Source organism: Nocardia coubleae NBRC 108252, from assembly GCF_001612805.1.
In the GTDB taxonomy this organism is placed as follows: Bacteria; Actinomycetota; Actinomycetes; order Mycobacteriales; family Mycobacteriaceae; genus Nocardia; species Nocardia coubleae.
The window spans coordinates 53,366-79,075 of the sequence record NZ_BDBD01000016.1; the positions used below are offsets into that span (position 1 = coordinate 53,366).

The window sequence follows — 25,710 nt, forward strand, 5'->3', positions numbered from 1 at the left end:
GACGTGATGGTTCAGCTGACCACCCGTTCCAGGGCCCGCAGGTCGGCCTCGAGCGCGCGGAACAGCAGGTACGAGCCGATGAAGGCGATGATGCCGCCCACGCACAGCACCCGGACCGCGACGATCACCGAGGGGATGTCGGCGGGCGGCAGGAAGGTCAGCCCGGCCACCGCGAGCAGCGGCACCGAGGCGGCCACGGCCAGGTACCACGTGCAGCGGCGGCTCAACCCGCGCAGCCAGGCGCTGTCGTCGGCGCTGATCTCACCGTGGCGCAGGAACACGGGGTAGAGGCAGCGGATCAGGTAGAACGTGACGAGGAAGAACGGGTAGGCCACCGCGATAGCCCCGCAGACCAGCAGCGATGCGAGGAAGTGCACCACCGCCCGTCCGGGCACATTGCCGGTGGCCAGTTGCAGCGCGATGGGGAAGGTGACCCCGGCCAGCGCCCACAGGGAGAAGGCGACGACCACGGCTTGGTCGCCGAATCGGACGGTGTCGTGTCTGGCCCGGCGCAGGGTGGCCGGGTCGTAGCGTCTGCCTTTGCGTAATCCGCCGGGCACACCCAACAGGAAACGGGCCAGATAGATCAGCAGCGCCGCGCCCGCGGGGAAGAACACCAGGTTCACCCCGGCCGTGATGATGATGAATGTCTGCTGCGCCGACTCACCGAGCCGGCTCACCACCAGCGTCTGATTGTGCTGGATGTTGTACCAGGAGGCGAGGGCGTTGGGAATGCCGATGGCCAGCACCAGAACCAGCAGCGGCCAGCGCCGCAGCCGGATCCGCCAGCTGTTCGGCGGTGGGTCGACCAGGTCGCGAGCGCGTTCGTCCAGGCAGAGGTCGAACTGTTTGGCCAGCGTCGCGCCGTCGGCCCAGCGGCCAGCCCGATCGGGCGTCAGACAGGTGAGCAGGACGCGGCGCAGCGCCGACGGGCAGTTCGGCGGCACCCGCTCCATCGCGGCCGGGTCGACGCCGGAACTGCGCCGCTCGAGCATGGCCTCGAGGGTGGTCTCGTCGCCTCGGCCCTCGGCTTCGGCGGTGGAGTCGTCGAACGGTTTCGCCCCGGTGAGCAGCTCCCACAGCACCACGCCGAGCGAGTAGATGTCGGCGCGGGTGTCGAGGTCGGCGGCGCTGCGGCCGCGCCCGGGATGACAGGCCTCCAACTGCTCCGGCGACATGTACGACAGCGACCCACCGAAGTAGGCCACCGGACTGGTGCCCTCGACCGACCGGCTGAAACTGATGTTGAAATCGGCCAGCTTGGGCACGCCCTCGGCGGTGAGCAGCACATTCGCCGGTTTCACGTCGCGGTGCAGCACACCGTGCGCGGCGGCGTAGTCGAGCGCCTCGGCCAGCCTGCGCCCCAACCAGGCGACGGTCTCGGGCCAGCTCAGGGCGGCGATCTCGGCGCGCACACTGGAATCCGTCGGGCGGATCTCGCCCTTCTCCTCCATCGCCGCGTCGACCGCCTCGAGCAGCAGTCTGCCGCTCCGCTCGGCGGGCGCGGTCGCGCGAACCCAGCGCAACAGGCCGAGCAGCGTGCCGCCCGGCAGGAACTGCATGTACAGCAGCCGCAACCGGCGCGCGCCGGTGGGCTCGGGATCCGCGTCGAGCAACTGCTGATCGAATACGCGGACGATGTAGTCGTGGTCGAGCTGGGCGAGCGTCTGCGGTTCCGTGCCGCGATCGGCGGAGATCTTCACCGCGACCAGCCGCTGCATGGACCGCTGTCGCGCCAGGAACACCCGTGCGAACGCACCTGTACCCAGTCCGGTGAGCAACTCGAAGTCGCCGATCCGCTGACCGATCTCGATCCGGTCGAGCGCGACGAACGCACCGGGCACCGAACCGGCCGCCGTGGCGGCCGAGGGCGCTGACGCGGCCGCGGTCGCTGTCGCGGTGAGATCGAAGTTCGGCACCTGAGTACTACGGGTCTGCTCGGGTGGCTGGTTCACCGTCGCGTCGGGGTCGACGGCGCGGTGGGTGCTCTGGTCGAGGTCGTCGGCGTTGAGCAGGGCGCGCAGGCTGGGGGCCTGGTGCGGGTATTCGCGCAGGCAGTCGCGCGGGTCGACCCGCTCACCGCTGTGCCTGCGGATCACGAACTCCTCGAAGACCAACCCGGCGGGCAGTGCCTCAGGCTCGAGTTCGGGAAACTCCGCGCAGTACTCGGTGAGCCGTTTGCGGGCGATGGTTTCGGCGGCGTGATGCAACCACCGCTGACGCAGATCCACCCGGATCAACTCGTGCAACGCCTGCCTGCGCAACGTGCGCGCATCGGGGAGGAACTCGGCGATATCGGGCGGTTCGCCGTCGACCGTGCCCCAGGCGGCGGCGAATGCCTCGACCATGTCGGCGCGCACGTTCAGATACCGACCGGTACTCGCGTCGGGTTGTTCACCGCTTGCGGTGCTATCACTCATCAGCCGACCTAAGGTTCGCGCGGATCGGTACGAATTTCCTTCCGCCACACCCGACGTCATGGTGCCCCGAGCCGTACCCGAAATGATAACTTGCGCCTGGAGAGCTGATCACCCGATTTTCGACGACCATGCGACGGGGGCGAATCCGCACATGCACGATGACCTCACAGCGGTAGCATGGGAGTCCGTCGACGACGACGGCGTGACGGACGCTGAGGTGGCGATGAACTCCTCCCACCAACCCGCCGACGACTTCCCGATCGGCGGCCCGGCCGCAGCCCTGGCCGCGCGGGTGCGAGCGGGCACGATCACGCCCGCCGACGCCGTCGCCGACGCGCTCACCCGCATCTCGTCGGAGAACCACAAGATCAACGCCTTCACCGTCGTGCGCTCCGAGCAGGCGCGCGCGGAGGCACTCGAACTCACCGCGCGACCCGACCTGGACGAGCTGCCGCTGGCCGGGGTTCCGGTCGCGGTGAAGCAGAACATCGCCGTCGCGGGGGAGCCGACCACGGCCGGTTCGGCCGCCACGTCCGCCGCGGCGGAACCGGCCGATCACCCGGTGGTCGCGAGACTGCGGGCGGCGGGCGCGATCGTCGTCGGGCTGACCGCGATGCCCGAGCTCGGCCTGTGGGCCAACACCGACGCCGACGGGCGCGTCACCCGCAACCCGCGCGATGTGGGCCGCACGCCGGGTGGTTCCTCCGGCGGCGCGGCCGCGGCCGTCGCGGCGGGCTTGGTCCCCATCGCGCACGGCAACGACGGGCTCGGCTCGATCCGGGTGCCCGCCGCCGCCTGCGGGGTCTTCGGCATCAAACCAGGTCGCGACGTGGTTCCCGCCGGGATCGGCGCCGACTCCTGGTCGGGCATGGCCGAGAACGGCATCCTCGCGACCACCGTCTCCGACGCCGCCCTCGCCCTCTCGGTCCTGGCCGACCGCAGCGATCTGGCCGACCTACGGCCGCCGCAGCGACTACGTATCGGACTGGCCGTGGCTCCGCCGTCGCGGCTGGTCCGGGTTGATCGGCACTGGACGGCGGCGGCGCGCACCGCGGGTGCGCGCGCGGCAGCGGCCGGGCACCTCGTGGAGCCCGTCGAACTGCCCTACGGCGACGCGGCACTGGCGATGCTGCTGCGCTGGCCCACAGCGGGATTGGCCGACGCCGAGCGACTGGCCGACCCCGAGCGGCTCCAACCACGCACCCGCAGACACCTGGCCCTCGGCCGGCTGATCCGCCGCCTGCGCCTGGTCCGGCCGAGCCAAGCCGACCGGGCCGAAGCAAGGCTGCTCGACTTCTTCGAGAACTTCGACGTGGTGATCACCCCGACGCTGGCCGCCCCGCCGCCGAAGGCGCGGCAGTGGAGCAGGCGCGGCTGGGCCGCCAATGTCGCGTCCTCGGTGCGCTACGCACCGTTCACCGGCGTGTGGAATCTGGTCGGCTGGCCTGCCGCCTCACTGCCGATGGGCATCCATCCCGAGGCGCACACCCCGCTCGCCGCGCAATTGGCAGGCCCACCCGGCACCGAGGCGACCCTGCTCGGCCTGGCCGCCCAAATCGAACTGACGAACTAGACCGCGATCGGCTGCGGTGCCTGCGCGGGCTCGGAGAAACCACCGTCGACAGCGCGACCGGCGAATTCCAGAATCGTCGGACGGGTGTCGTCGGCGCGCCAGGCGACGGCCAGTTCGCACGGCGAAAGGCCGGCGACCGGCCGCGCGGTGAGACCGGGCCAGCGGTACATCGGCACATTGTTCTCGGCCAGCAGGCACACACCGAGGCCGAGGCTCACGGCCTCGAGCTTGTCCTCGGGGGTGGCGGCTTCGGCGCCGATCTTGGCCGCGCGACCACCGCGCGCGTCGTTGCCGAGCCAGAAGTCGCGCACCGCACCGGCTTCGGTCGGCAGGGCGACGAACGGCTCGTCGAGCAGATCGGCGAAGTCGATGGTGTCGCGCTCGGCCAGCGCGTGGTTCTCCGGCAGCAGCACCCACCGCGGCTCGGTGCGCAGCACCTGCCAGCGGTAGCGGTTGGGGTCGGGCAGCGGCAGCCACACCAGGGCCAGGTCGGCCTGGCGGCCCGCGAGCCCGCTCGACGGGTCGTTCCAGGACGCCGCGTGCAGCGCCAGGCGGTGTCCGCTCGCGCTTTCCAGATCGTTGAGCAGGCCGCGACCGAGCGCGGACTGGATGCCGACGCGCAGCACCTCGCCTGCTTCCTGGAGGGACACGTTGGTCACCTCCCACAGCTCGAGGATCTTGCGGGCGCCCTCGAGCAGTTCCTTACCGGCGACGGTGAGGGCGACGCTGCGCTGATTGCGGTCGAACAGGACCACGTCGAGCTGGCGTTCGAGCTGGCGGATCTGGCGGGAAAGCGTCGGCTGGGCGATATGCAGCCGCTGAGCGGCGTTGGTGAAATGCAGTTCCTCAGCGACGGCGACGAAATACCGCAGATCGCGCAAATGCGGGTCCATAGCACCTTGCTATCAGAATCGGTCGGGAAAATCTAGCCAAAACGGGCAGAGAAGTTCGCGAAAGCGGGTCAAAACAGTCACCAGGTCGGTATCTCACAGCATATGGCCTGGCATGGTGCATCGCACCACCGAGTCCGATCGAATTTCGCCGACGATCGATGTGAGCGGCCTCATTGCCTCACCTGGGCGTTTGACCAGGGCAAATGCGTTGCTTTTCACAGCGGGATCGGCGCTTCGCGCGCTGTCGCGGGGCCTTGCGGCGGCCCGCTGACCACGCAGAACCGACAAATTAGTGACATTGATCACAATCAGGTTTGTGGAACCTACTTGCCGCCCTTGAGTCGCCACACCTTGGCCAGGTCCACACGCCGCAGCCCACGCGCACCGGCCAAGCGCATCGCCGCCACCGCCACGACGAGTTTGTTCATGTCGTAGGGGAACCAGAACAATTCCTTGGTCATGGTCGGCAGCTTCGGCGCCGTGATCGCCTGGGCACGGCAGTACTTGCGAATCCCGGCCGCGCCACCCCAGCGCGCGCCGACGCCCGACTTTCCCCAGCCGCCCATCGGCATGGCGAAATTGAACAGGTTGGCGAACACGTCGTTGATGTTCACCGCGCCCGCGTTCAGCCGCCGCGCCACGCGTTCGCCACGCGTTTTGTCGCCCGTCCACACCGACGCCGACAGGCCGTAGATCGAATCGTTGGCGAGCCGCACCGCCTCGTCCTCGTCGGCCACCTTCATCACCGGAAGGGTCGGACCGAAGGTCTCCTCGGCGACACACGACATCGAATGATCAACGTCCACAAGCACTGTCGGCTCGAAGAAGGTGCCGACGCCTGTCGGTTTACCGCCGGTGGTCACCCGTGCGCCCGCCGCGACGGCCTCGTTCACGTGACGTTCCACGATGCGCAGCTGGTTCTCGTTGGCCAGTGCGCCGACGTCGTTGCGGGACTCACGGTCGTCGGCGCCTTGGCGCAGCGCGGCGACGGCCGCCGTCAGCTTCTCGACGAATTCGTCGTAGACCGGTGCCTCGACATACACCCGCTCCACCGAAATACACACCTGACCGGCGTTGAACATGCCGCCGAAGGCGATGCCGTGCGCCGCGCGGTCCAGGTCGGCGTCGGCCAGGACGATCGCCGGGTCCTTACCGCCGAGCTCGAGGCTGTAAGGCACCATCCGGTCGGCGCAGGCCTGCGCGATCTTGCGGCCGGTCGCGGTGGAACCGGTGAACTGGACGTAGTCGGTGTTGTCGACCACGGCCGCTCCGGTCGCGCCCGCGCCGGTCACCACCTTGAACACGGGCGGCGCGCCGATCTCGGCCCAGCCGCGCGCCAGCTCGACCGCGGACAGCGGCGTCACCTCGGACGGCTTGAGAATCACGGCGGCACCGGCGGCCAGCGCGGGGAACACGTCGATCGCGGGCATCGCGAGCGGGAAGTTCCACGGCGTGATGACTCCGACCACCTGATACGGCCGGTAGGTGACGGTGAGGGCCTTGACCCTGGCCAGGGGGCTGTGCGGCGACGGGTGATCGTCGCCGAGGAACTTGGCGGCCCGGCGCGCGTAATAGCCGGCCAGATCGACGGCGAAGGCCGGGTCGATCAGTGCGTCGACGCGCGGTTTGGCGGTCTCGGACTGCAGCACGTCGGCCAGGTGTTCGGTGTTGTCGATCAACCAGTCCTGCAGCTTCAGCAGCCACTCCTTGCGCCCGTTCGGCCCGATGGCCTCCCATTCGGGCTGGTAGAGGCGCAGTTCGCGGACGGCGGCCGCGACGTCGTCCGGGTCGGTGACGGGCACCGTTCCCACGGATTCGCCCGTTGCCGGATTGCGGACGTCGATCACCTGGTCGATGTGTGTCACGGTTGTGCTCCCCACTGCGTTGTGTGAATCACAACCAGCCTGGCACGGTCGTGCCCGTACGTCACGGGTTATCGGCGCACCGGTTCCCCGGTGCGCGCGCGAATCGTCCTCGTCTAGCCGGTCTCTGACACCTCGGCATCGCGTGCCGCGATCCGGCGCAACGGCGGTTCCGTCGGCGGTGGCACGCGGCGGTCGGGGAGTTCGGCGAGCAGGGTGGTCGTGGCCGCGGCGATGGCGGCGACGGCCTTGTCGACCGCTGGTTTGGTGGTGCTGCTCAGCCCGGAGATGCCGCCGACTTTGCGCACATATTGCAAGGCGGCAGCGTAGATCTCCTGCTCGGTGGCGGCAGGCTCCAGACCACGCAAGACGGTGATATTTCTACACATGACAGAACAATAGACCTGTGGGGCACATCACTGCAGGACAAGAAGACCACTAGACTCGGCCGCATGCCTGCTCGGGGAGTACCAGCGCTGACCACTTTTCCCTACCCGGAACTCGACGAGCGCGAGGAAGACCACTGGTCGGGGGCGGGCGTCAGTGACGACGAGCTGCGCGCCCTGGCACTGGGTGCCTTCTATTCGACCCGCTGGGACGCCTTCCACGACGCCATGCTGCTGGGTCCCGAACGCGAACACCCCCTCGGTGACCGGCGTGAACTCGCCATCGACACGCTCACCGGCGCATGGGGAATCACCGACGGCAACGAGGCGCGCGCTTCGATGGAACAGCTCCTCGAAGGCATGCACGCGCCCCTGTACGCGCTGGTGCATCCGCTGGTGATGGCGTCCGTCAATGCCAGTGAACGCGATCGCTTCGGCGAACGCGCCGACCGGCACCGCGCCTTCCTACGCCAGGTCGGATCGTTCCGCGGGATGGACAACCCGGAGGCGCTGGTCCGCGACTACGACATCTGGGCCCAGGCCATCAAGATCGGTTTCACCGAGCACCTGGCCCGCCCACTGCCCAACGACATCCACGCCTGGGACCTGGCGCGCGTGGTCGCGGTGGCGCGGATGGCGTTCACGGCCGGGTACCTCGAGGCCGACGTGGCGTGGGAGTACGTCATGCGGGCATTGCCGCCCGCCCAGCGCCGCTACCGCAACTGGCGTCAGTTCGGCGACGCCTATCTAGCGGGCTGGACGTATTGGCAGGCCACCGAGGATCTCGCCGAACTCAAGAACGGCGGCGTCGACCGGCGGATGGAACTGCTGCGGCTGTGGACCCGCCCGACCAGCCCCTGGCGGCGCATCGAACTCAACGAGTCCGAACCCAAGACCGAGGCGCCGGCCGAAGAACCCAGCTGACCGAGCTACAGGCTGCGTAGGATCCCGCGGCCGTAGCGCTGGAACTGGGTGTCGTCGACCATGCCGAGCGAATGCCGCTCCACCAGCAGTTCCCATTCGCTGTAGAGCTGGGTGACGCCGGGATCGGCCGGCCCGGGCGCGCCGTCGGCCGCCTGCCTGCGCACGGCGAAGTTCACCGCACAGGTCACGCGTTCGATGTCGGCCCGATCGACACCCGCGAAATGCAGGGTGCGATTGCCGTCGCTGACATCCATCCCCGAGCCGCCGTGCCTGGTGTCGACCTCACCGGGCGCCGCATGACTCTCGACGGTCCTGGCGCCCAGAATCGCGGGAACAGGCAGTTCGTGGGCATAACGATCGCCGCCGATGCCGATGAACAACAGCCGGTCGGTCGTCGCCGCGAGCAGCCCGGCCCCCGAGCCCGCGGGCGGCGAGGCGATGGCGATCGCGGTCTCGAGCACGTATTCGTCGGAGGTGACGTACCGGTGCAGCGCGTTGATCGCCGAGCGGGCGTCCTTGCGCGGCGCCATCCGGCGCACGGCGCGGTCCACATCGGCACGGACCGGCCCGGACTTGCCCCACTCGGGAGCGGGCGGAGTGAGATCGGGCGCGGCGATATCGATGCGCTGGGTGGCCATGATCTGGTCGTTGATCCGGTCGACGATGCCGAGCGCGGTCGGCACGTCGTGTTCGGCGATCAGCACCGGCAGCGGGGTGCGGTCGGCGGGCACGCCGGTGAGCACGGCGGTGGGATAACGCAGGTAGATCTCGATCACCACCGCGTCGTCGGCGCGGCGGTTCAACCGGACTTTGAGCAGGTCGGCGATGGGAACGTCGAGTACCCGTTCGCCGTCGGTACCCGGCCGCAGGACGGTGAGCCGCCCCTCGCCGTGGCGCAGAATCGCTGTGGGTGTTCGTAGCTCGACGATGTCCGTACCCCCTGCGCTGTAGTTGTGTCCTCGCCCACGATAAGACGGGCATGACATGATTGTGGCCACTTGCAACAACCCGGACGGGGTACTCGGGAACCTCTCCCGTTCCCCGGCCGTTTACCAGTGCAGCTGCACCAGCAGCCGAACTGCGCGATGTATCGACTAGACCGTACGCGGTAACGTGGCATGTCCGCATCCGAATCCCGCCGATCTCGACAGCTTCGCTAGGCACACCCCGGAGAAATAACCGGAAAGGACTGGGCCGTCCGGCCGACGCTCTATGAACCGCAAGACAGTGTTTCGCACCTTGGCGATCATCTCGGGCATCATGCTCATGATCTGGCTGTTCAGCTATCTCGGCGATGACACGCGCGGCTGGGAGAGTGTCGACACCTCCGTGGCGCTCAGTCAGCTGGAGAACAAGGAAAACGTCAAGAACGTCCAGATCGACGACAAGGAGCAGCAGCTCCGCGTCGAACTGAACAACGGCAACGACGCGACCAACAACAACGCCAAGATCGTCGCCAAGTACCCCGGCGGCGGCGAGACCTCCGCCAAGATCCTCGACGCGGTCCAGAAGTCGGGCGCGCCCTACGACACGGTGGTCAAGCAGGAGAGCTGGCTGTCGCAGCTGCTGCTGTTCATCGTGCCGATGGTGCTGCTGGTCGGCCTGTTCATCTTCGTGATGTCGCGCATGCAGGGCGGTGGTCGCGGCGGCATGATGGGCTTCGGTAAGTCCAAGGCCAAGCTGCTGTCCAAGGACATGCCCAAGACCACGTTCAAGGACGTGGCCGGTGCCGACGAGGCCGTCGAAGAGCTGTACGAGATCAAGGACTTCCTGCAGAATCCGGCCCGCTACCAGGCGCTCGGCGCGAAGATCCCGAAGGGCGTCCTGCTCTACGGCCCGCCCGGAACCGGTAAGACGCTGCTGGCCCGCGCGGTCGCGGGTGAGGCCGGAGTGCCGTTCTTCACCATCTCCGGTTCGGACTTCGTCGAGATGTTCGTCGGCGTCGGCGCCTCGCGTGTGCGCGACCTGTTCGAGCAGGCCAAGCAGAACAGTCCCTGCATCATCTTCGTCGACGAGATCGACGCGGTCGGCCGCCAGCGCGGCGCGGGCCTCGGCGGCGGTCACGACGAACGTGAGCAGACCCTCAACCAGCTGCTGGTCGAGATGGACGGCTTCGGCGACCGGTCCAACATCATCCTGATCGCGGCGACCAACCGCCCCGACATCCTCGATCCCGCGCTGCTTCGCCCCGGTCGTTTCGACCGGCAGATCCCGGTCGGCAACCCCGACCTGGCCGGTCGTCGCGCCATCCTTCGGGTGCACTCCGCGGGCAAGCCGATCGCTCAGGACGCCGACCTTGAGGGTCTGGCCAAGCGCACCGTCGGTATGTCCGGCGCCGATCTGGCCAACGTCATCAACGAGGCCGCGCTGCTCACCGCCCGCGAAAACGGGTCGGTCATCACCGGCGAATCGCTCGAGGAGTCGGTCGACCGCGTGATCGGCGGTCCGCGTCGCAAGAGCCGCATCATCAGCGAACACGAGAAGAAGATCACCGCCTACCACGAGGGCGGGCACACGCTCGCCGCGTGGGCGATGCCCGATATCGAGCCGGTCTACAAGGTCACCATCCTGGCGCGCGGCCGCACCGGCGGTCACGCCATGACGGTGCCCGAGGACGACAAGGGCCTGATGACCCGCTCGGAGATGATCTCGCGACTGGTCTTCGCGATGGGTGGCCGCGCGGCCGAGGAACTGGTGTTCCACGAGCCGACCACCGGTGCGTCCTCGGATATCGACCAGGCAACCAAGATCGCGCGCGGCATGGTCACCGAGTACGGCATGAGCGCCCGCCTCGGCGCGGTGCGCTACGGCCAGGAGCAGGGCGACCCGTTCCTCGGCCGCTCGATGGGCGTGCAGGCCGACTACTCGCACGAGGTCGCCCGCGAGATCGACGAGGAGGTGCGCAACCTGATCGAGGCCGCGCACACCGAGGCGTGGTCGATCCTGAGCGAGTACCGCGAGCAGCTCGACGCGCTGGCCACCGCCCTGCTGGAACGCGAAACCCTGCACCGCAAGGACCTCGAGGAGGTCCTCGCCGGTGTCGAGAAGCGTCCGCGCATCACCGCTTTCAACGATTTCGGTGAGCGCCTGCCCTCGGACAAGCCGCCGGTGAAGACCCCGGGTGAGCTGGCGCTCGAGCGTGGCGAGCCCTGGCCGCCGGTGCAGCCCGCACCGGTTCCGGTGCCCAACGGCGCACCGCCGCAGCAGCCCAACGGCTACCCGGGCCAGCAGCCCTACGGTCAGCCCGCCCCGCCCGCCGCCGGATACCCGCTGCCCAACGCACCCACCCAGGCCTTCCCGCGTCCGACCGGCACGCACGGTTCGCGTCCGGACTACGGCGCCCCGGCCGGTTGGTCGGCGCCCGGCTGGCCGCCGCGCGAGGAACAGCAGCAGCCGCAGGGCCAGGGTGGTTGGTCACAGCCGCCCCAGCAGCAGGCCCCCCAGCATCAGCCGCGCCACGGCAGCGAGTTCCAGCCGTGGGGCGAGCAGCCGACCGCACCGCCGCAGCAGCCACCTGCGCGCGACGCGGAGCCGGACAACAACGAATGGAACGGCCCGAACGGCCGTTGACGGACCCCCGTCGCGCTCGCCCGGTCGGCCCGCCTGGAACTAGACCAGGCGGCGCACCGATCGGGCGCACGCGTCGCCGATCGTGCGCAAGCGTTGCCGATCGTGCGCGCGGCGAGCGAGACGGGTGCGGCGCCGCGTCCCGCGCGTGGTGCCTGTCGAGGCTTTCCGGCCATGTGTGCCGCTCCCGGCAGGCATGGTGTGCCGCGCGCAAGGTCACGTGTCGCGGATGCGGGACCGCGGACACCAGGCCGAGCTGCTGCGGTCGGCCCCGCGCCAACTACGCTGGGATGTTCGAGCCGGATCGTTTCGGCTCTGGTTACCGTCCGAGTCGGGACGTTCCGGCTCTGGTGACCGCCCGCAGCCGGACAGACCCGGTAGCGGTACCGGATTGACCCGGAGGTGTGGAGAAGTTGTCGGCCAATAGGAAAGTCGCTGAGCCGGCCGGGAACGGTTCGGGGTTCGACCCGGCCGGTGAGCTCGGCGAGACGAGCCCGGCCGAGCTGACGGCGCTGGCGACAGGCCGCCCGTTCGACCAGCAGCGCGCCGAGAACGCGGTGCGCGAACTGCTGCTCGCGGTCGGCGAGGATCCCGACCGACCCGGCCTGCTCGACACTCCGGCCCGCGTGGCGCGCGCCTACCGCGAGATGTTCGCCGGCCTCTACACCGAGCCCGACGAGGTGCTGGCCACCACCTTCGACGAGGGCCACCAGGAACTCGTGCTCGTGCGTGACATCCCCATGTTCTCCACCTGTGAGCATCACCTGGTGTCGTTCCACGGCGTCGCGCACGTCGGCTACATCCCCGGCCCGCACGGCCGGGTGACGGGCCTGTCGAAGCTGGCCCGCGTGGTCGACCTCTACGCCAAACGCCCCCAGGTGCAGGAACGCCTCACCAGCCAGGTCGCCGACGCGGTGATGCGCAGGCTCGACCCGCGCGGCGCGATCGTGGTGATCGAGGCCGAACACCTGTGCATGGCGATGCGCGGTATCCGCAAGCCCGGCGCGAGCACCACCACCTCGGCGGTGCGTGGCCTCCTACAGACCAATGCCGCCTCGCGATCCGAGGCGCTGGACCTGATCCTGCGCAAATGAACCAGCCCCTCGTGACCGCGCGGGGCGGCCGCTCATGTGTGGTCATGGGCGTGGTGAACGTGACCGCCGATTCGTTCTCCGACGGCGGTCGCTATCTCGATCCCGAACTCGCGATCGCGCACGGTGTCGCCCTGTACGAGGCGGGCGCCGACATCGTGGATGTGGGTGGTGAGTCCACCAGGCCGGGCGCCGACCGCGTCGACCCGGCGACCGAGGCCGCGCGCGTGGCGCCGGTGATCCGCGGTTTGGTCGCAGCAGGGGTGCCGACCAGCGTCGACACCATGCGCGCCGAGGTGGCCGAGGCGGCGCTGGCCGCCGGTGTCGCCGTCGTCAACGACGTGTCCGGTGGGCGAGCCGACCCGGACATGGTCCGGGTCGTCGCCGACGCGGGCGTGCCGTGGATCCTCATGCACTGGCGCGCCGGCGCCGACTACCGCCACACCGGCCCGGCCGACCACTACGACGACGTGGTCGCCGAGGTGCGCGCCGAACTGCGCACCCAGGTGGACCTGGCCGTGGCCGCGGGCATCGCCGCCGACCGGCTGATCCTCGATCCGGGCCTGGGTTTCGCCAAGAACGCCGACCACAACTGGGCCCTGCTCGGTGCCCTTCCGGAGCTGGTCGCCGACGGCCTGCCCATCCTGATCGGCGCGTCACGCAAACGTTTCCTCGGCGCCCTGCTCGCCGACGAAGCCGGCCCGCGGCCGCCCGACGGACGAGAGGTCGCCACCGCGACCGTGTCGGCGCTGGCCGCGACCCACGGCGCCTGGGGCGTGCGCGTCCACGACGTGCGCGCTTCGCTGGACGCCGTCACCGTTGTCGATGCGTGGCAGCGCGCCACCGCCGCCCGAGGAGCCGCCCGATGAACTCACCGCTGCTGCCCCCGCCCGCCGATCGGCCCGCGTCCTCGCGCATAGAACTGCGCGGGCTCACCGTGTTCGGCAGGCACGGCGTGTTCGATTTCGAGCGCCGCGACGGTCAGGAGTTCGTCGTCGACCTCACCGTGTGGGTCGATTTCGCGGCCGCCGCGGCCTCCGACGATCTGGCCGACACGGTCGACTACGGCGCGCTCGCCGAACGCGCCGTGCGCATCGTCGCTGGTCCGCCGCGCGATCTCATCGAAACGGTCGTCTCCGAGATCGCCGACGACGTGATGACCGACCCGCGGATCGAAGCGGTCGAAGCGGTGCTGCACAAGCCGTCGGCACCGATCCCGCACACCTTCACCGACGTGCGCGTGGTCGCCACCCGCTACCGCACCGCGGTGCCGGAGCCGCGCCGATGACCCGTGCGGTGCTCTCGATCGGCGCCAATCTGGGCGACCGGCTCGCCAATCTGCGCAGCGTGCTCGACGCGCTGGGGGAGCGCACCCGCGCGGTGTCACCGGTGTACACCACGGCGCCGTGGGGCGGGGTGGAGCAGGACGACTACCTGAATGCCGTTGTGGTGGCCGAGGATCCGTCGTTCGACGACTACGACTGGTTGCGTTTCGGGCAGCGGCTCGAGCAGGCGGCGGGCCGGGTGCGTGAGGTGCGCTGGGGCGCCAGGACACTCGACGTCGACATCGTGCAGTGCGTCGACCGCGGTGAAGCCGTTGTGCGCGACAGCGATCCGGCGCTGATCCTGCCCCACCCCGAGGCGCACCACCGGGCGTTCGTGCTGGTTCCGTGGCTGGACGTCGAGCCCGATGCCCGTCTGCACGTCGACGGCGCCCAGGTGCCCGTCGCCGACCTGCTCGCCGCAATCGACCCCGCCGAACGCGCGGGTGTGATCCGCACCGACCTGGTCCTGCGCGAAGGCGCCCGCCCGTGCTGAAACCGACCCGGCTGCTCGACCTCGCCCTGAATGTCGTGCTGGCCGCGGCCATCGCCTGGACCGCGACCCGCTTCGCCTATTCGACGTTCCCGTCCATCTCGGTGCTCGCCGGCGCCTCGCTGCTGCCGGTGGCCGGGATCGAGGCGGCGCTCGGGTTCGTCGTCAAGAACCGGATCGCCGAGCAGCGCATCGGCGACGGACCGGGTGAACTGCACCCGATCAATGTGGCGCGAGCGGCCGCGCTGGCCAAGGCGTCGTTGCAGGTCGGTTCGCTGGCGGCGGGCGTGTGGCTCGGCTTCCTGCTGTGGGTCTTCCCACAGAGCGGCACGGTGACGGCGGCGGCGTCGGATTCACCGGGCGCGGTGGTCGGTCTGCTCGCCGGTTCCGCCCTGGTTGCTGCGGCTTTGTGGCTCGAGTACTGCTGCCGCGCGCCCGACGAACCACCGGACGAACCGGCAACCACCTAGCAACTTGCGAATGGAATCACCCCCGTTGTCGGTGTGCCGACCAGCTGTTTCCGGCTACCCTGGCCACCATGGTTTCACCCTCCCGTAGCACCACGCCCCGTCGACGGCGGGACGACGCGGGAAAGCTCTTCATCGGCGCCCTTCTCCTCCTCGGCCTGACAGCCAGTGTTTTCCTCGTCTTCAGCGACAATGTGCAATTCGTCCGGATCGGCCTGGTAGCGGCGCTGTGGGCGGCCGTGATCGGCGCCCTCGCGGCCACTCGTTATCGCAAGGACGCGGCCGTCGACAAGGCCAAGGTGCGCGATCTGCAGACGGTGTACGAGTTGCAGCTCGAGCGGGAGATCAACGCCCGCCGCGAATACGAGATGGGTGTCGAGGCACGGGTGCGCGCCGAAGTGGGTGCCGACGCCTCGGAGATCGCGGCCCTGCGTGCGGAACTCACGTTGCTTCGCCAGAACCTGCAGGTGCTGTTCGAGGGTGCCCTGCCCGATGACCAGCCTGCCCTGCAGGCCGACGCGGTCCGCATCGACGCCCTGCCGAGCGGCGGATCGGCCTACGCCGATTTCGACGCCTTCGACGAGGCGGAGCCCGAGATCGACGATAGCCACGAGGCTGCCGCTGCCGCCTGGTTCGGCCCCTGGCAGCAACCGCCCAGCGCCCTGAAGCCAGTTTTCATGCAGCCGGTGTCGGCCAATTTCGCCGACCCCTACGACGATCCGGTCACCGCCGAGACCTCCGCCGTGCAGCTCGACGAATACGCCGAGTCCCAGCAGTCGACCCCCGAGCCCGAGCCGGCCAAGTCGTCGTCGACCAAAACCCCGCCCCCGCGCCTGTCGGCCCCCCACACCCGCAAGGTCGACAACGACGGCCGCCCCCTCGACCCCGAGCCCTCGGCCCCCACGTCGAACGGCACGGACCAGTCGTCGACCCCGGCCACCGACCCGACGGCCACCCCGGCCACCGACCCGACGGCCACCCCGGCCCCCACCGGCTCCCTCACCCCAGAGCCCGCGACCGAACAGCCGGCCACGGCCACCACCACCGAACCCGCCTTCGAAGCCCCCCCGAACTCCGGCCCGGCCCCGGCCCCCAACCCCGCCCCGGCCACCCCCACCGTCGGCACCAGCTCCCGCCGCCGCCGTCGCGCCGAATCCGAAGGCACCCGCCTCTCGGTAGCCGACATCATGGCCAACCTCCAATCGGAGTCCACCCGCACATAGCCGCACCAAGATCACCGTCCAGCGGGCCACCCACCCGAACCACACCGCTGAATCCGCCACGCACCCGCCCACTTCGGTGAGGACATGGGTAACTCACCGGGGACGGGCAACCGCAACCGCGCACATGGTCTGGCCGCCGACGCAAGTCTCTCCGCGCATAAGCCTGGCCTGAATTCTCGGGGAGGCGGGTCAGTGAGGACATGGGTAACTCACCGGGGACGGGCAACCGCAACCGCGCACATGGTCTGGCCGTCGACGCACGTCACCTCCCCCTGAGTCCGGCCTGAATTCCCGGAGAGGCGGGTGTGCTAGATCACGACGGGGGGCGTGGCGGGGCGGGCGTAGGGCCCGTTATTCTCGACCGGTACGTCTGGTACCCGCACAGCGGGACTGGAACGCAATCGAGAGGACAATGTTGACCTCGAGAAGTGTCGATTCTGATGGCGCGAACTCAGGTGTCGATCCAGCGCCCGCACGGCTGACGGTGGGAATCGTCTCGGCGGGACGGGTGGGTTCGGCGCTCGGTGTGGCGCTCGAGCGAGCCGGGCATGTGGTGTTCGGTGTCGCCGCGATTTCCGATGCCTCCGTGCACCGGGCACGCACCCGGCTGCCCGATTCGCAGATCCTGCCGGTGGAGCAGGTGGCGCAGCGCAGCGAGTTGTTGCTGCTCGCGGTGCCCGATGCCGAGCTGGCCGGGTTGGTCCGTGGTCTGGCCTCGGCCGGTGTGGTTCGGGCGGGCACGATCGTCGCGCACACCTCCGGTGCCAACGGTGTCGGTGTGCTCGCCCCGCTCACCGAGCAGGGCGCCTTGGGCCTGGCGATTCATCCGGCGATGACCTTCACCGGTCACGACGAGGACATCGCCCGCCTCGCGAATGCCTGTTTCGGTATCACCGCCGCCGACGACATCGGTTACGCCATCGCCCAGGCGCTGGTGATCGAGATGGGCGGCGAGCCGGTGCGGATCGAGGAGGACCAGCGCACGCTCTATCACGCGGCCCTCGCGCACGGCAGCAATCACCTGGTCACGCTCATCGTCGACGCGGTTTCGGCACTGCGCGAAGCGATGTCGGGCCCGGGCCTGCTCGGTCAGCCGGTGGTCGACGAACAACCGGGCGGCCTGCCCGAACGCCTCATCGGCCCGCTGGTCTCCGCCGCGCTCGACAACGCGCTGCGCCGTGGTCAGGCCGCGCTCACCGGCCCGGTCGCCCGGGGCGACGTGGACGCGGTCGCCGCACACCTGAATGCCGTCGAGTCGTTCGACGAACGCCTGGCCGCGTCGTATCGCGCCATGTCGTTGCGCACGGCCGAACTCGCCAGGACCAATCCCGCTCTGCTGGAGCTGCTCGCCGAGAAAGGCCACTGATGGAACCCCGAGAAGTGCATCACCACCAGGGCGGCGCCCGGGCGACCGGCGCGTTCAAGCCCGGCGCGCTCACCGTGCACCACAGCCCCGAGGTGCTGTCCACGGTGGCCAAGGCGTTGCGCGGGGCAGGCCGCAGCATCGGATTCGTACCGACCATGGGCGCGCTGCACGAGGGCCACCTGCAGCTGGTTCGGCAGGCGCGGCTCACCAATCAGATCGTGATCGTGTCGATCTTCGTCAACCCGCTGCAGTTCGGTGCGGGCGAGGATCTCGACGCCTACCCGCGCACCCTCGACGCCGACCTCGCACTGCTCGCGGCCGAGGGCGTCGATCTGGTGTTCGCGCCGTCGGCCAACGAGATGTACCCCGACGGACCGCGCACCACCGTGCATCCGGGCCCGCTCGGCGCCGAGCTCGAAGGCGGCAGCAGGCCGACGCATTTCGCGGGCATGCTCACCGTCGTCGCGAAACTGCTGCAGCTCACCCACGCCTCGGAGGCGTATTTCGGGGAGAAGGACTACCAGCAGCTCACCTTGATCCGCCAGATGGTCCGCGACCTGAACTTCGACGTGAAGATCGTCGCCTACCCGACGGTCCGCGAACCCGACGGTCTCGCCCTGTCCTCGCGCAACCGCTATCTCGATGCGGCGCAACGGGAATCGGCGCTCGCCCTGTCGGCCGCCCTGGCCGCGGGCAGGCACGCCGCTGGCCTCGGCCCCGAGGGTGTCCTCGCGGCCGCCCGCACCGTCCTCGACTCGGCCGACGGTGTCGAGGTCGACTACCTCGAACTGCGCGACTCGCTCCTCGGCCCCGCCCCGGAATCGGGCAACGCCCGCCTGCTCGTCGCGGCCAAGGTCGGCAGCACTCGCCTGATCGACAACGCACCCCTTGTTCTCGGCGCCCAGCTCGACGGGCACCCCGACGCGAACTCCCTGCCTGCTCCGCAGGCGCACTGAGAAAGGCGAAGCCGATGCTGCGCACCATGATGACCTCGAAGATCCACCGTGCCACCGTGACCCACGCCGACCTGCACTACGTGGGTTCGGTGACCGTCGACCAGGATCTGCTCGACGCGGCGGGCCTGCTCGAGGGTGAGCAGGTGTGCATCGTCGACATCGACAACGGCGCTCGCCTCGAAACCTATGTGATCGCGGGCGAACGCGGTTCGGGTGTGATCGGGATCAACGGCGCCGCGGCACATCTCGTGCACCCCGGCGACCTGGTCATCCTCATCGCCTACGGCCAGCTCGACGAGGCCGAGCTGCGCGAGTACGCGCCGAAGGTGGTCTTCGTCGACGACCGTAACCGGCCCGTGGAGCTCGGCGCCGATCCCGCGCACGCGCCCGAGGGTTCCGGGCTCACCTCGCCGCGTTCCCTGTCGATCGCCTGATCGCGGCGGGGGTCGGACATGCTGCTGACGATCGACGTCCGCAACACCGCCATCGAACTCGGCCTGTTCTCCGGTCTCGGCGAGCACTCGAAACTGGTGCGGCACTGGCGCATTCACACCAATCCGCTGCTCACCGCCGACGAGTTCGCGATGCAGGTGCGCGGTCTTGTCGGTGCCGACCTCGACCAGGTGGTCGGTGTCTCGGCGTTGTCGACGGTGCCGCCGGTGCTGCGGGAACTGCGCATCATGCTCGCCCGCTATTGGTCGCATGTGCCGAATGTGGTCGTGGAACCCGGTGTGCGGACCGGCATTCCGCTGCTGGTCGACAATCCCAAGGAGGTCGGCGCCGACCGCATCGTCAACTGCCTCGCCGCGTTCCGCCGGTTCGGCGGCCCGGCGATCGTCGTCGACTTCGGCACCGCCACGTGTGTCGACCTGGTCTCGGCCAAGGGCGAGTTCCTCGGTGGCGTGATCGCGCCGGGCGTCGAGGTGTCGACGGAGGCACTGGTCGAACGCAGTGCGTTGCGCCGCGTCGAACTGGCCAGGCCGCGCTCGGTGCTCGGCAAGAACACGATGGAGTGCATTCAATCCGGTGCGGTTTTCGGTTTCGCCGGTCTGGTCGACGGATTGATCGACCGCATTCGCGACGAATTCGACGCGTTCGCCGGTACCGATGTCACCGTGGTCGCCACCGGGACGGGCGCGCCGCTGATCGTGCCGGAATCGGAAACGATCGACCAGCACGAACCGCATCTCACCCTCACCGGTCTGCGCCACGTCTACGAGCGCAACAAGAAGTGATTCAGGTCATTGGCCCGTCCACGCGGGAGCCTGCTAAGCTCGCTCCCGTGTCTTTCCGTGTGAGCACCCAGGAGTGTTGTCGAGGCTGACCTGCCTCGACCGTTCGAGGCTGACGTTTTCCCCTCGACCGATTCTCACTCCTTGGAGATGCGCTCATGCGTTCCTCTGTTCTTTCCCTGCCGTCGGCCCGTGACGAATACTCCGCGACCCCACCGCTCGACCGCGCGGTCGCCTCGGCCCTGCCCACCCGGCTGCGCCCCGCCGACCTGCTGCGTCTCACCGACGAGGGCGCCGAGGATGTCCTGGCCGGTCGCTACGACCATCTGCTGCCCGCCGACGGGCTCTGGCCGACCGAACAGCGCTGGGCCACCCGCCTGATCGCCGACGACGAGGTCGATGTCTGGCTCATCAGCTGGACGCCGGGGAAATCCACCGAATTGCACGACCACGCCGGTTCGCTCGGCGCGCTCACCGTGCTCAGCGGCGCACTGTCGGAATTCCGCTGGAATGGCACCGAGTTACGCGAGCGCACCCTCGCCGCGGGCGATCAGGCGTCGTTTCCGATCGGTTGGGTCCACGATGTGGTCCGCGCCGCCGACGCGACGGCGGGCCCGCTCGATCCCACCCTCAGCGTGCACGCGTATTCGCCGCCGCTGACCGCCATGTCCTATTACGAGGTGACCGGCCACGGCACCCTGCGACGCACCCAAACCGTCCTCACCGACCAGCCCGAAGGTGATCTGTGATGAGCCGTTTGTCGATTGACCAGATGCTCGACAACGCGCGCGCCAAGCTGCGCAGGCTGTATGTCTACGACGTCCCCGCCGCGCTGGCCCGAGGCGCCATTCTGGTCGACATCCGCCCGGCCGCGCAGCGTGTTCGGGAGGGCTCGCTGCCGGGTGCGCTGGTGATCGAGCGCAATGTGCTGGAATGGCGGCTGGACCCCACGTCGTCGGCGCGGTTGTCGCTCGCGCGCGACCACGATGTGGAGTGGATCATTTTCTGCTCGGAGGGCTATACGTCCAGTTTGGCCGCGGCCTCGCTTCAGGAACTCGGATTGCACCGCGCGACCGATCTGATCGGCGGTTATCAGGCGCTGAAGTCGGCGGGCATGCTCACCGTGGGCGTCGGGGTGCCGCACTTCGCCCGGGAAGTGGAGTCGCTGGCTTCGTTGTAACGGGCGGCGCACTGGTCCTTTCCGGTGCACGCTACTGTTATCGAATGTGAGCACCCCTAACTCCGCCGAGACCGGCCGCGCCGTCAGTTCCGCCGTGGACAGCGATGTCCCCGAGCAGATGCGGATTCGCCGGGACAAGCGTGAACGGCTGCTCGCCGGCGGTGGTGACGCCTATCCGGTGGTCGTGCCGCGCACGCACACGCTGGCCGAAATCCGTTCCGCCTACCCGGATCTCGAACCCGATACGCAAACCGGTCTGCAGGTCGGTGTCGCCGGCCGCGTCATTTTCGTCCGCAATACCGGCAAGTTGTGCTTCGCCACCCTGCAGGAGGGCGACGGAACGAAACTGCAGGCGATGATCAGCCTCAATGGTGTCGGCGCCGACGCGCTCGCCGCCTGGAAGTCCGATGTCGACCTCGGCGATTTCGTGTTCGTGCACGGTGAGGTCATCTCCTCGCGCACGGGCGAATTGAGCGTGATGGCCGACTCGTGGTCGATGGCGGCCAAGTCGCTTCGCCCGCTGCCGGTGGCGCACAAGGAAATGAACGAGGAATCGCGCGTCCGTCAGCGCTACGTCGACCTGATCGTGCGCCCCGAGGCCAGGGAAATGGCCCGTACCCGCGTGAACGTGGTCCGCGCGCTGCGTACGGCGCTCGAGCGCCGCGGCTTCCTCGAGGTCGAGACCCCGATGCTGCAGACCATCCACGGCGGTGCCGCCGCGCGCCCGTTCGTCACCCATTCCAATGCCCTCGACATGGACCTGTTCCTGCGTATCGCGCCGGAACTGTTCCTCAAGCGCTGCGTGGTCGGCGGCCTGGAGAAGGTCTTCGAGATCAACCGGAACTTCCGCAACGAAGGCGCCGACTCCACCCATTCGCCCGAGTTCGCGATGCTGGAAACGTATGAGGCCTACGGCACCTACGACGACTCGGCGACGATGATCCGGGAATTGGTCCAGGAAGTCGCACAAGAGGCATTCGGCACCCTCGTGGTGACTCTTGCCGACGGTACTGAATATGATCTGAGTGGCGAGTGGACGACGGTCGAGATGTATCCGTCGCTGTCGGAGTCGATCGGTGTGGAGGTCACTCCGGAAACGACTGTCGAGGAATTGCTGGCACTCGCCGAACGGGTCGGTCTGGAAATTCCGTCGGGCAAGGGCTACGGGCACGGGAAACTGGTCGAAGAACTCTGGGAACACGTCTACGGCGACAAGCTCTACGCGCCGACTTTCGTTCGCGACTTCCCCGTGGAGACCTCACCGCTGACCCGTCAGCATCGCAGCAAGGACGGCGTTACGGAGAAGTGGGATCTCTATGTTCGCGGCTTCGAGTTGGCCACGGGCTATTCGGAGTTGGTCGATCCCGTCATCCAGCGGGAACGGTTCGTCGACCAGGCGCGCCTCGGCGCGGCGGGCGATGACGAGGCGATGGTGCTCGACGAAGACTTCCTCACCGCGATGGAACACGGCATGCCGCCGACCACCGGAACGGGTATGGGAATCGATCGCTTGTTGATGGCACTCACGGGTTTGGGAATCCGGGAAACGATCCTGTTCCCCATTGTGCGCCCGAGTAGTCGCTGACCTGTGAATTCGCGGGGCGAAGGCCTCGTGTTGGAAATTTCGCATTTCGGGGTATTCTTGCCTCGGGTATTCGGCCTGGAGGCAGGCTTGACGATTTCGAGAGGACGTTCATCTCATGGCAAAGAAGGTCACCGTTAGCCTGATCGACGATGTCGACGGTGAGTCCATCGCGGACGAAACCATCGAGTTCGCTATCGATGGGGTGTCGTACGAGATCGATCTGTCGGAGGCAAATGCGGCGCGCCTGCGCGAAGGCCTGGACGAGTGGGTCGCCAACGCGCGTCGCGTGAGTGGCCGTCGCCGGACCAAGGCCGCCGGTACGCCGGCGCCGCAGGGCAAGAGCCGCGTTTCCATGGACCGCGAGCAGAGCGCCGCAATTCGTGAATGGGCCCGTCGTAAGGGCCACAAGGTCTCCGCGCGCGGCCGTATCTCGGCCGACATCACCGAGGCCTACAACAAAGAGGTCGGCAAGAGCTGAATTTTTGGAGCGCTGGCGCGCTCGAGTTCGCGGCCCCGCCGGTCCCGACGATCAGGCACCGTGGCTTGCTCCTTCGTCGCCTACGCCACGGCACCTGATCGTCGGGACGGCCGCGAACCGCCGCTTCGCGGCGATCCCTCCTCGAGGTCGGGATGTGCGGGGTCGGGAATGCGGGCGGGTGTACCGCTTCGTGTTCGAGCCTCCTCGGGTGGTTCGGGGACCGCTTCTTCTGCCCTCCTCGGGTGGGTGGGAATGTGGCCTGGAAAGATAGACTGATGGTTGTGCGCAAGGTGTTTCGAGTCTTGGGAGATGTGCGGTGAGCTCCTTTCTTCGGTACACCGACAACACCGGGCGCCAGCATGAATTGCCGCTGGACCCCGCGCAGCAGCGGATCACCATCGGGCGCAACGTTCAGGCCGATCTCGTGCTCGGCTGGGATGCCGAGGTGTCGCGGTTGCATGCTGCGGTCGAACACCTCGGTGCGCACTGGACGATCATCGACGACGGGCTGTCGCGCAACGGGACGTTCGTCAACGGTGAGCGGTTGGTCGGCAGGCGCAGGCTGAGCCCGGGTGACCGTATTCGCGTCGGCACCACGCTGGTGCATTTCTTCGATTTCGGTGGCGTCGTCGACGACGCCACACATACCGCCTCCGGTTCCATCCCCACCATGCGTTCGCTGACCGAAACCCAGCGCGCGGTGCTGATCGCCCTGTGCCGTCCGTACAAGCACGGCACCGGATTCGCGACACCCGCGTCGAACCAGCAGATCGCCGAGGAACTCTTCCTGTCGATCGACGCGATCAAAACCCACCTGCGTGCCCTGTTCGCGAAGTTCGGGGTGGAGAATCTGCCGCAGAACCAGAAGCGCACCCGGCTCGCCGCCCTCGCGATGCAGAGCGGAATGATCTCCGACCACGAGTTGTGACCTCCGCGGCCGACGGTCGAGCGCCTGACGCAGGTGGCTGAGCGCCTGAACCATGTCGGTGGCGGTAGGGACGCGGTTGACTTGTTCCTGTCACCGGAGCGCGACTCCGGATTCGAGTCAGGAGTTGGTTCCCATGTCGGCCATTCGTTTGTCCTCGCTGGTTCTCGCGATGCTCAGCACCGGCCTTGTCGCCGGCGTGTTCTACGCCTACGCGATCTCGGTGATGCCCGCCCTGGCGCGCACCGGGGACCGCACGCTGATCGAGGTCATGCAGAAGATCAACGTGGTGATCATCAACCCGTGGTTCATGTTCGGCTTCCTCGGGACGGTCGGCTTCACCGCACTCGCGGCCGCGCTGCACCTGGGCGGCGATCACCGCGCCACGCTGATCTGGATCGGAATCGCGTTGCTGCTCAATGTGATCGCGTTCGCGGTCACCGCCGGGCAGAACGTGCCGCTCAACGACGCCCTGGCCGCGGCGGGCGACCCGGCGACGCTGGCGGACACCGTTTCGGTGCGCGCCGATTTCGAGGCGGCGTGGGTGCGCTGGAACATCCTGCGGGCGGTGCTGCACACGGCGGCGTTCCTGGTGCTGTGCGGTGCGCTGTTCGCCGCGGGCGTGCAGCAGGGCAAGTCGAACGCCGCTGCCCCGGTCTCGGCGCAGACCGTTTCGCACGCACTGGTGCGCTGAATCGCACCGTAGTGCCACGCGAAGGCTGGAATGTGTTCCATGATGACTGGAACACGTTCCAGTCAGGGGTGGTTCCATGCGAAGTAAGTCGATGCTCGTTCTCGCCGTCGCGATGCTGCTGGGTCTCGTGGGGGCAGGCGGTGCGGCCGCCGACCCCTACCCCGTCGACTACAACTTCTTCGCGGGCATCCCGCCCGAGCTGACAAATCCGGGCGGTGCGCTGCCCGGGGCGAACGACCCGAATTGTGTTCCCACACCGGAACATCCGAATCCGGTCGTCCTGCTGCACGGCACCGGCGGTGGAGCGCAGACGAACTGGGGCGTGTACGCCCCGCTGCTGGCCAACGAGGGCTATTGCGTGTTCACCCTCACCTACGGCGCGTACGCGCTGCCCTGGCCCGTCTCGGCCATCGGCGGGATGCGTCCCATCGAGCAGAGTGCGGCGGAGGTGTCGGCCTTCATCGACGGTGTCCTCGCGCGCACCGGCGCCGAACGGGTCGACCTCGTCGCCCACTCGCAGGGCAATATCGTCGGCAACTACTACCTCAAGCGGCTCGGCGGCGGCGAGAAGGTCGGCACGCTGGTCGGGATCGCGCCGCCCTGGCTCGGCACCAACGCCTTCGGCGCGGGCGATATCGCCCACTTCAGCCGGGCGCTCGGCGCGGGACCGGTCTTCGACGCCGCCACCGGCTCGCTGTGCCAGGCGTGCGCGCAGATGTTCAGCGGTTCGCCGTTCATGACCGCGCTCAATGCCGACGGGGTGTACGACCCGCGCGTCACCTACGTCAATATCGTCACGGTCCTCGACGAGCTCGTCGTGCCGCACACCTCCGGCCTGGTGCCCGGTCCCAACGCCACCTCGGTCGTCGTGCAGGACGGTTGCGCGCAGGACTGGTCCGAGCACATGGCCATCGCGGGCAGTCCGCGTGCCGCGGGTCACGTCCTCAACGCCCTCGATCCGGCCAGGCAGGCGCCCGTGCCGTGCGAGTTCGTGCCCCCGTTCACCGGCTGAGGCGGGATTTCGCTGTAGGCAAAACTGGAACGGAAACGAATGCCGCGACGTGCGCGTTGTG

The 25,710-nt window shown here is 68.6% G+C and carries 25 protein-coding genes; 20 read left to right on the forward strand and 5 right to left on the reverse strand.

Features of this window, described 5'->3' with window-relative positions; genetic code table 11:
- Positions 1–11: 11 nt before the first annotated feature.
- Positions 12–2,420 carry a protein kinase domain-containing protein gene (locus NCO8_RS16100; protein ID WP_084457226.1) on the reverse strand — a complete coding sequence of 803 codons (2,409 nt, stop codon included), beginning with the start codon at positions 2,418–2,420 and terminating at the stop codon, positions 12–14.
- A 223-nt stretch (positions 2,421–2,643) separates the two neighbouring features.
- Here NCO8_RS16100 and NCO8_RS16105 point away from each other — a divergent pair, with 223 nt between their 5' ends.
- Positions 2,644–3,993 carry an amidase gene (locus NCO8_RS16105; RefSeq protein ID WP_067495903.1) on the forward strand — a complete coding sequence of 450 codons (1,350 nt, stop codon included), beginning with the start codon at positions 2,644–2,646 and terminating at the stop codon, positions 3,991–3,993.
- Here NCO8_RS16105 and NCO8_RS16110 read toward each other — a convergent pair.
- From NCO8_RS16110 to NCO8_RS16120, 3 genes are all read right to left on the reverse strand, one after another.
- A complete protein-coding gene (locus tag NCO8_RS16110) occupies positions 3,990–4,886 on the reverse strand; it encodes a LysR family transcriptional regulator (protein WP_067495793.1) in 897 nt (298 codons plus the stop codon). The genes NCO8_RS16105 and NCO8_RS16110 overlap by 4 nt on opposite strands.
- 323 nt (positions 4,887–5,209) lie before the next feature.
- Positions 5,210–6,751, reverse strand: a complete 1,542-nt coding sequence (locus NCO8_RS16115; protein WP_245655390.1) for an aldehyde dehydrogenase family protein — start codon at positions 6,749–6,751, stop codon at positions 5,210–5,212.
- A 113-nt stretch (positions 6,752–6,864) separates the two neighbouring features.
- Entirely contained in the window at positions 6,865–7,137 is a 273-nt protein-coding gene (locus tag NCO8_RS16120) for a DUF2277 domain-containing protein (RefSeq protein WP_067495790.1), read from the reverse strand.
- Positions 7,138–7,200: 63 nt separating this feature from the next.
- Between NCO8_RS16120 and NCO8_RS16125 the strand changes: the two genes are divergently transcribed.
- On the forward strand, positions 7,201–8,058 hold the full coding sequence (locus NCO8_RS16125) for a DUF1266 domain-containing protein (RefSeq protein ID WP_067495788.1): 858 nt from the start codon (positions 7,201–7,203) through the stop codon (positions 8,056–8,058).
- A 5-nt stretch (positions 8,059–8,063) separates the two neighbouring features.
- On the opposite strand, the gene NCO8_RS16130 is transcribed toward NCO8_RS16125, so the two are convergent.
- Positions 8,064–9,044 carry a hypothetical protein gene (locus NCO8_RS16130; RefSeq protein ID WP_245655391.1) on the reverse strand — a complete coding sequence of 327 codons (981 nt, stop codon included), beginning with the start codon at positions 9,042–9,044 and terminating at the stop codon, positions 8,064–8,066.
- A 226-nt stretch (positions 9,045–9,270) separates the two neighbouring features.
- Between NCO8_RS16130 and ftsH the strand changes: the two genes are divergently transcribed.
- From ftsH to NCO8_RS16220, 18 genes are all read left to right on the forward strand, one after another.
- Positions 9,271–11,628: an ATP-dependent zinc metalloprotease FtsH gene (ftsH, locus tag NCO8_RS16135; RefSeq protein ID WP_067640539.1), complete on the forward strand. Its 2,358-nt coding sequence runs from the start codon at positions 9,271–9,273 to the stop codon at positions 11,626–11,628.
- Between the two features lie 500 nt (positions 11,629–12,128).
- Complete coding sequence (gene folE, locus NCO8_RS16140; protein ID WP_067495894.1) at positions 12,129–12,719, forward strand: GTP cyclohydrolase I FolE; 591 nt, start codon at positions 12,129–12,131, stop codon at positions 12,717–12,719.
- Positions 12,716–13,585: a dihydropteroate synthase gene (gene folP, locus NCO8_RS16145; protein ID WP_067640541.1), complete on the forward strand. Its 870-nt coding sequence runs from the start codon at positions 12,716–12,718 to the stop codon at positions 13,583–13,585. Before folE ends, folP begins: the two co-directional genes overlap by 4 nt.
- On the forward strand, positions 13,582–14,004 hold the full coding sequence (gene folB / locus NCO8_RS16150) for a dihydroneopterin aldolase (protein WP_067495891.1): 423 nt from the start codon (positions 13,582–13,584) through the stop codon (positions 14,002–14,004). The genes folP and folB overlap by 4 nt, the downstream gene beginning before the upstream one ends.
- The gene (gene folK, locus NCO8_RS16155) at positions 14,001–14,534 is read left to right on the forward strand and encodes a 2-amino-4-hydroxy-6-hydroxymethyldihydropteridine diphosphokinase (RefSeq protein WP_067640543.1); all 534 of its coding nucleotides are present in this window, start codon (positions 14,001–14,003) and stop codon (positions 14,532–14,534) included. Before folB ends, folK begins: the two co-directional genes overlap by 4 nt.
- The gene (locus tag NCO8_RS16160) at positions 14,528–15,001 is read left to right on the forward strand and encodes a DUF3180 domain-containing protein (protein ID WP_067640545.1); all 474 of its coding nucleotides are present in this window, start codon (positions 14,528–14,530) and stop codon (positions 14,999–15,001) included. The genes folK and NCO8_RS16160 overlap by 7 nt, the downstream gene beginning before the upstream one ends.
- Before the next feature lie 68 nt (positions 15,002–15,069).
- Entirely contained in the window at positions 15,070–16,221 is a 1,152-nt protein-coding gene (locus NCO8_RS32785) for a DUF6779 domain-containing protein (RefSeq protein WP_067640547.1), read from the forward strand.
- Positions 16,222–16,633: 412 nt separating this feature from the next.
- Positions 16,634–17,587, forward strand: a complete 954-nt coding sequence (locus NCO8_RS16170) for a Rossmann-like and DUF2520 domain-containing protein (RefSeq protein ID WP_067640549.1) — start codon at positions 16,634–16,636, stop codon at positions 17,585–17,587.
- Positions 17,587–18,543 carry a pantoate--beta-alanine ligase gene (panC, locus tag NCO8_RS16175; RefSeq protein WP_067640551.1) on the forward strand — a complete coding sequence of 319 codons (957 nt, stop codon included), beginning with the start codon at positions 17,587–17,589 and terminating at the stop codon, positions 18,541–18,543. Before NCO8_RS16170 ends, panC begins: the two co-directional genes overlap by 1 nt.
- A 14-nt stretch (positions 18,544–18,557) precedes the next feature.
- Positions 18,558–18,977 (forward strand): aspartate 1-decarboxylase, encoded by a 420-nt coding sequence (gene panD / locus NCO8_RS16180; protein ID WP_067640553.1) that lies wholly within the window; start codon positions 18,558–18,560, stop codon positions 18,975–18,977.
- A gap of 18 nt (positions 18,978–18,995) precedes the next feature.
- Positions 18,996–19,778, forward strand: a complete 783-nt coding sequence (locus tag NCO8_RS16185) for a type III pantothenate kinase (RefSeq protein WP_067640555.1) — start codon at positions 18,996–18,998, stop codon at positions 19,776–19,778.
- Positions 19,779–19,933: 155 nt separating this feature from the next.
- A complete protein-coding gene (locus NCO8_RS16190; RefSeq protein ID WP_067640557.1) occupies positions 19,934–20,524 on the forward strand; it encodes a cysteine dioxygenase in 591 nt (196 codons plus the stop codon).
- Complete coding sequence (locus tag NCO8_RS16195) at positions 20,524–20,955, forward strand: rhodanese-like domain-containing protein (protein ID WP_174550337.1); 432 nt, start codon at positions 20,524–20,526, stop codon at positions 20,953–20,955. The genes NCO8_RS16190 and NCO8_RS16195 overlap by 1 nt, the downstream gene beginning before the upstream one ends.
- Before the next feature lie 118 nt (positions 20,956–21,073).
- Complete coding sequence (lysS, locus tag NCO8_RS16200; protein ID WP_067640833.1) at positions 21,074–22,540, forward strand: lysine--tRNA ligase; 1,467 nt, start codon at positions 21,074–21,076, stop codon at positions 22,538–22,540.
- A 115-nt stretch (positions 22,541–22,655) separates the two neighbouring features.
- On the forward strand, positions 22,656–23,018 hold the full coding sequence (locus tag NCO8_RS16205; RefSeq protein ID WP_067495754.1) for a histone-like nucleoid-structuring protein Lsr2: 363 nt from the start codon (positions 22,656–22,658) through the stop codon (positions 23,016–23,018).
- Between the two features lie 316 nt (positions 23,019–23,334).
- A complete protein-coding gene (locus NCO8_RS16210) occupies positions 23,335–23,946 on the forward strand; it encodes an FHA domain-containing protein (RefSeq protein WP_067495714.1) in 612 nt (203 codons plus the stop codon).
- A 133-nt stretch (positions 23,947–24,079) separates the two neighbouring features.
- Positions 24,080–24,637 carry an anthrone oxygenase family protein gene (locus NCO8_RS16215; protein WP_067640559.1) on the forward strand — a complete coding sequence of 186 codons (558 nt, stop codon included), beginning with the start codon at positions 24,080–24,082 and terminating at the stop codon, positions 24,635–24,637.
- Positions 24,638–24,713: 76 nt separating this feature from the next.
- A complete protein-coding gene (locus NCO8_RS16220) occupies positions 24,714–25,649 on the forward strand; it encodes an esterase/lipase family protein (RefSeq protein ID WP_067640561.1) in 936 nt (311 codons plus the stop codon).
- Positions 25,650–25,710: the final 61 nt, after the last annotated feature.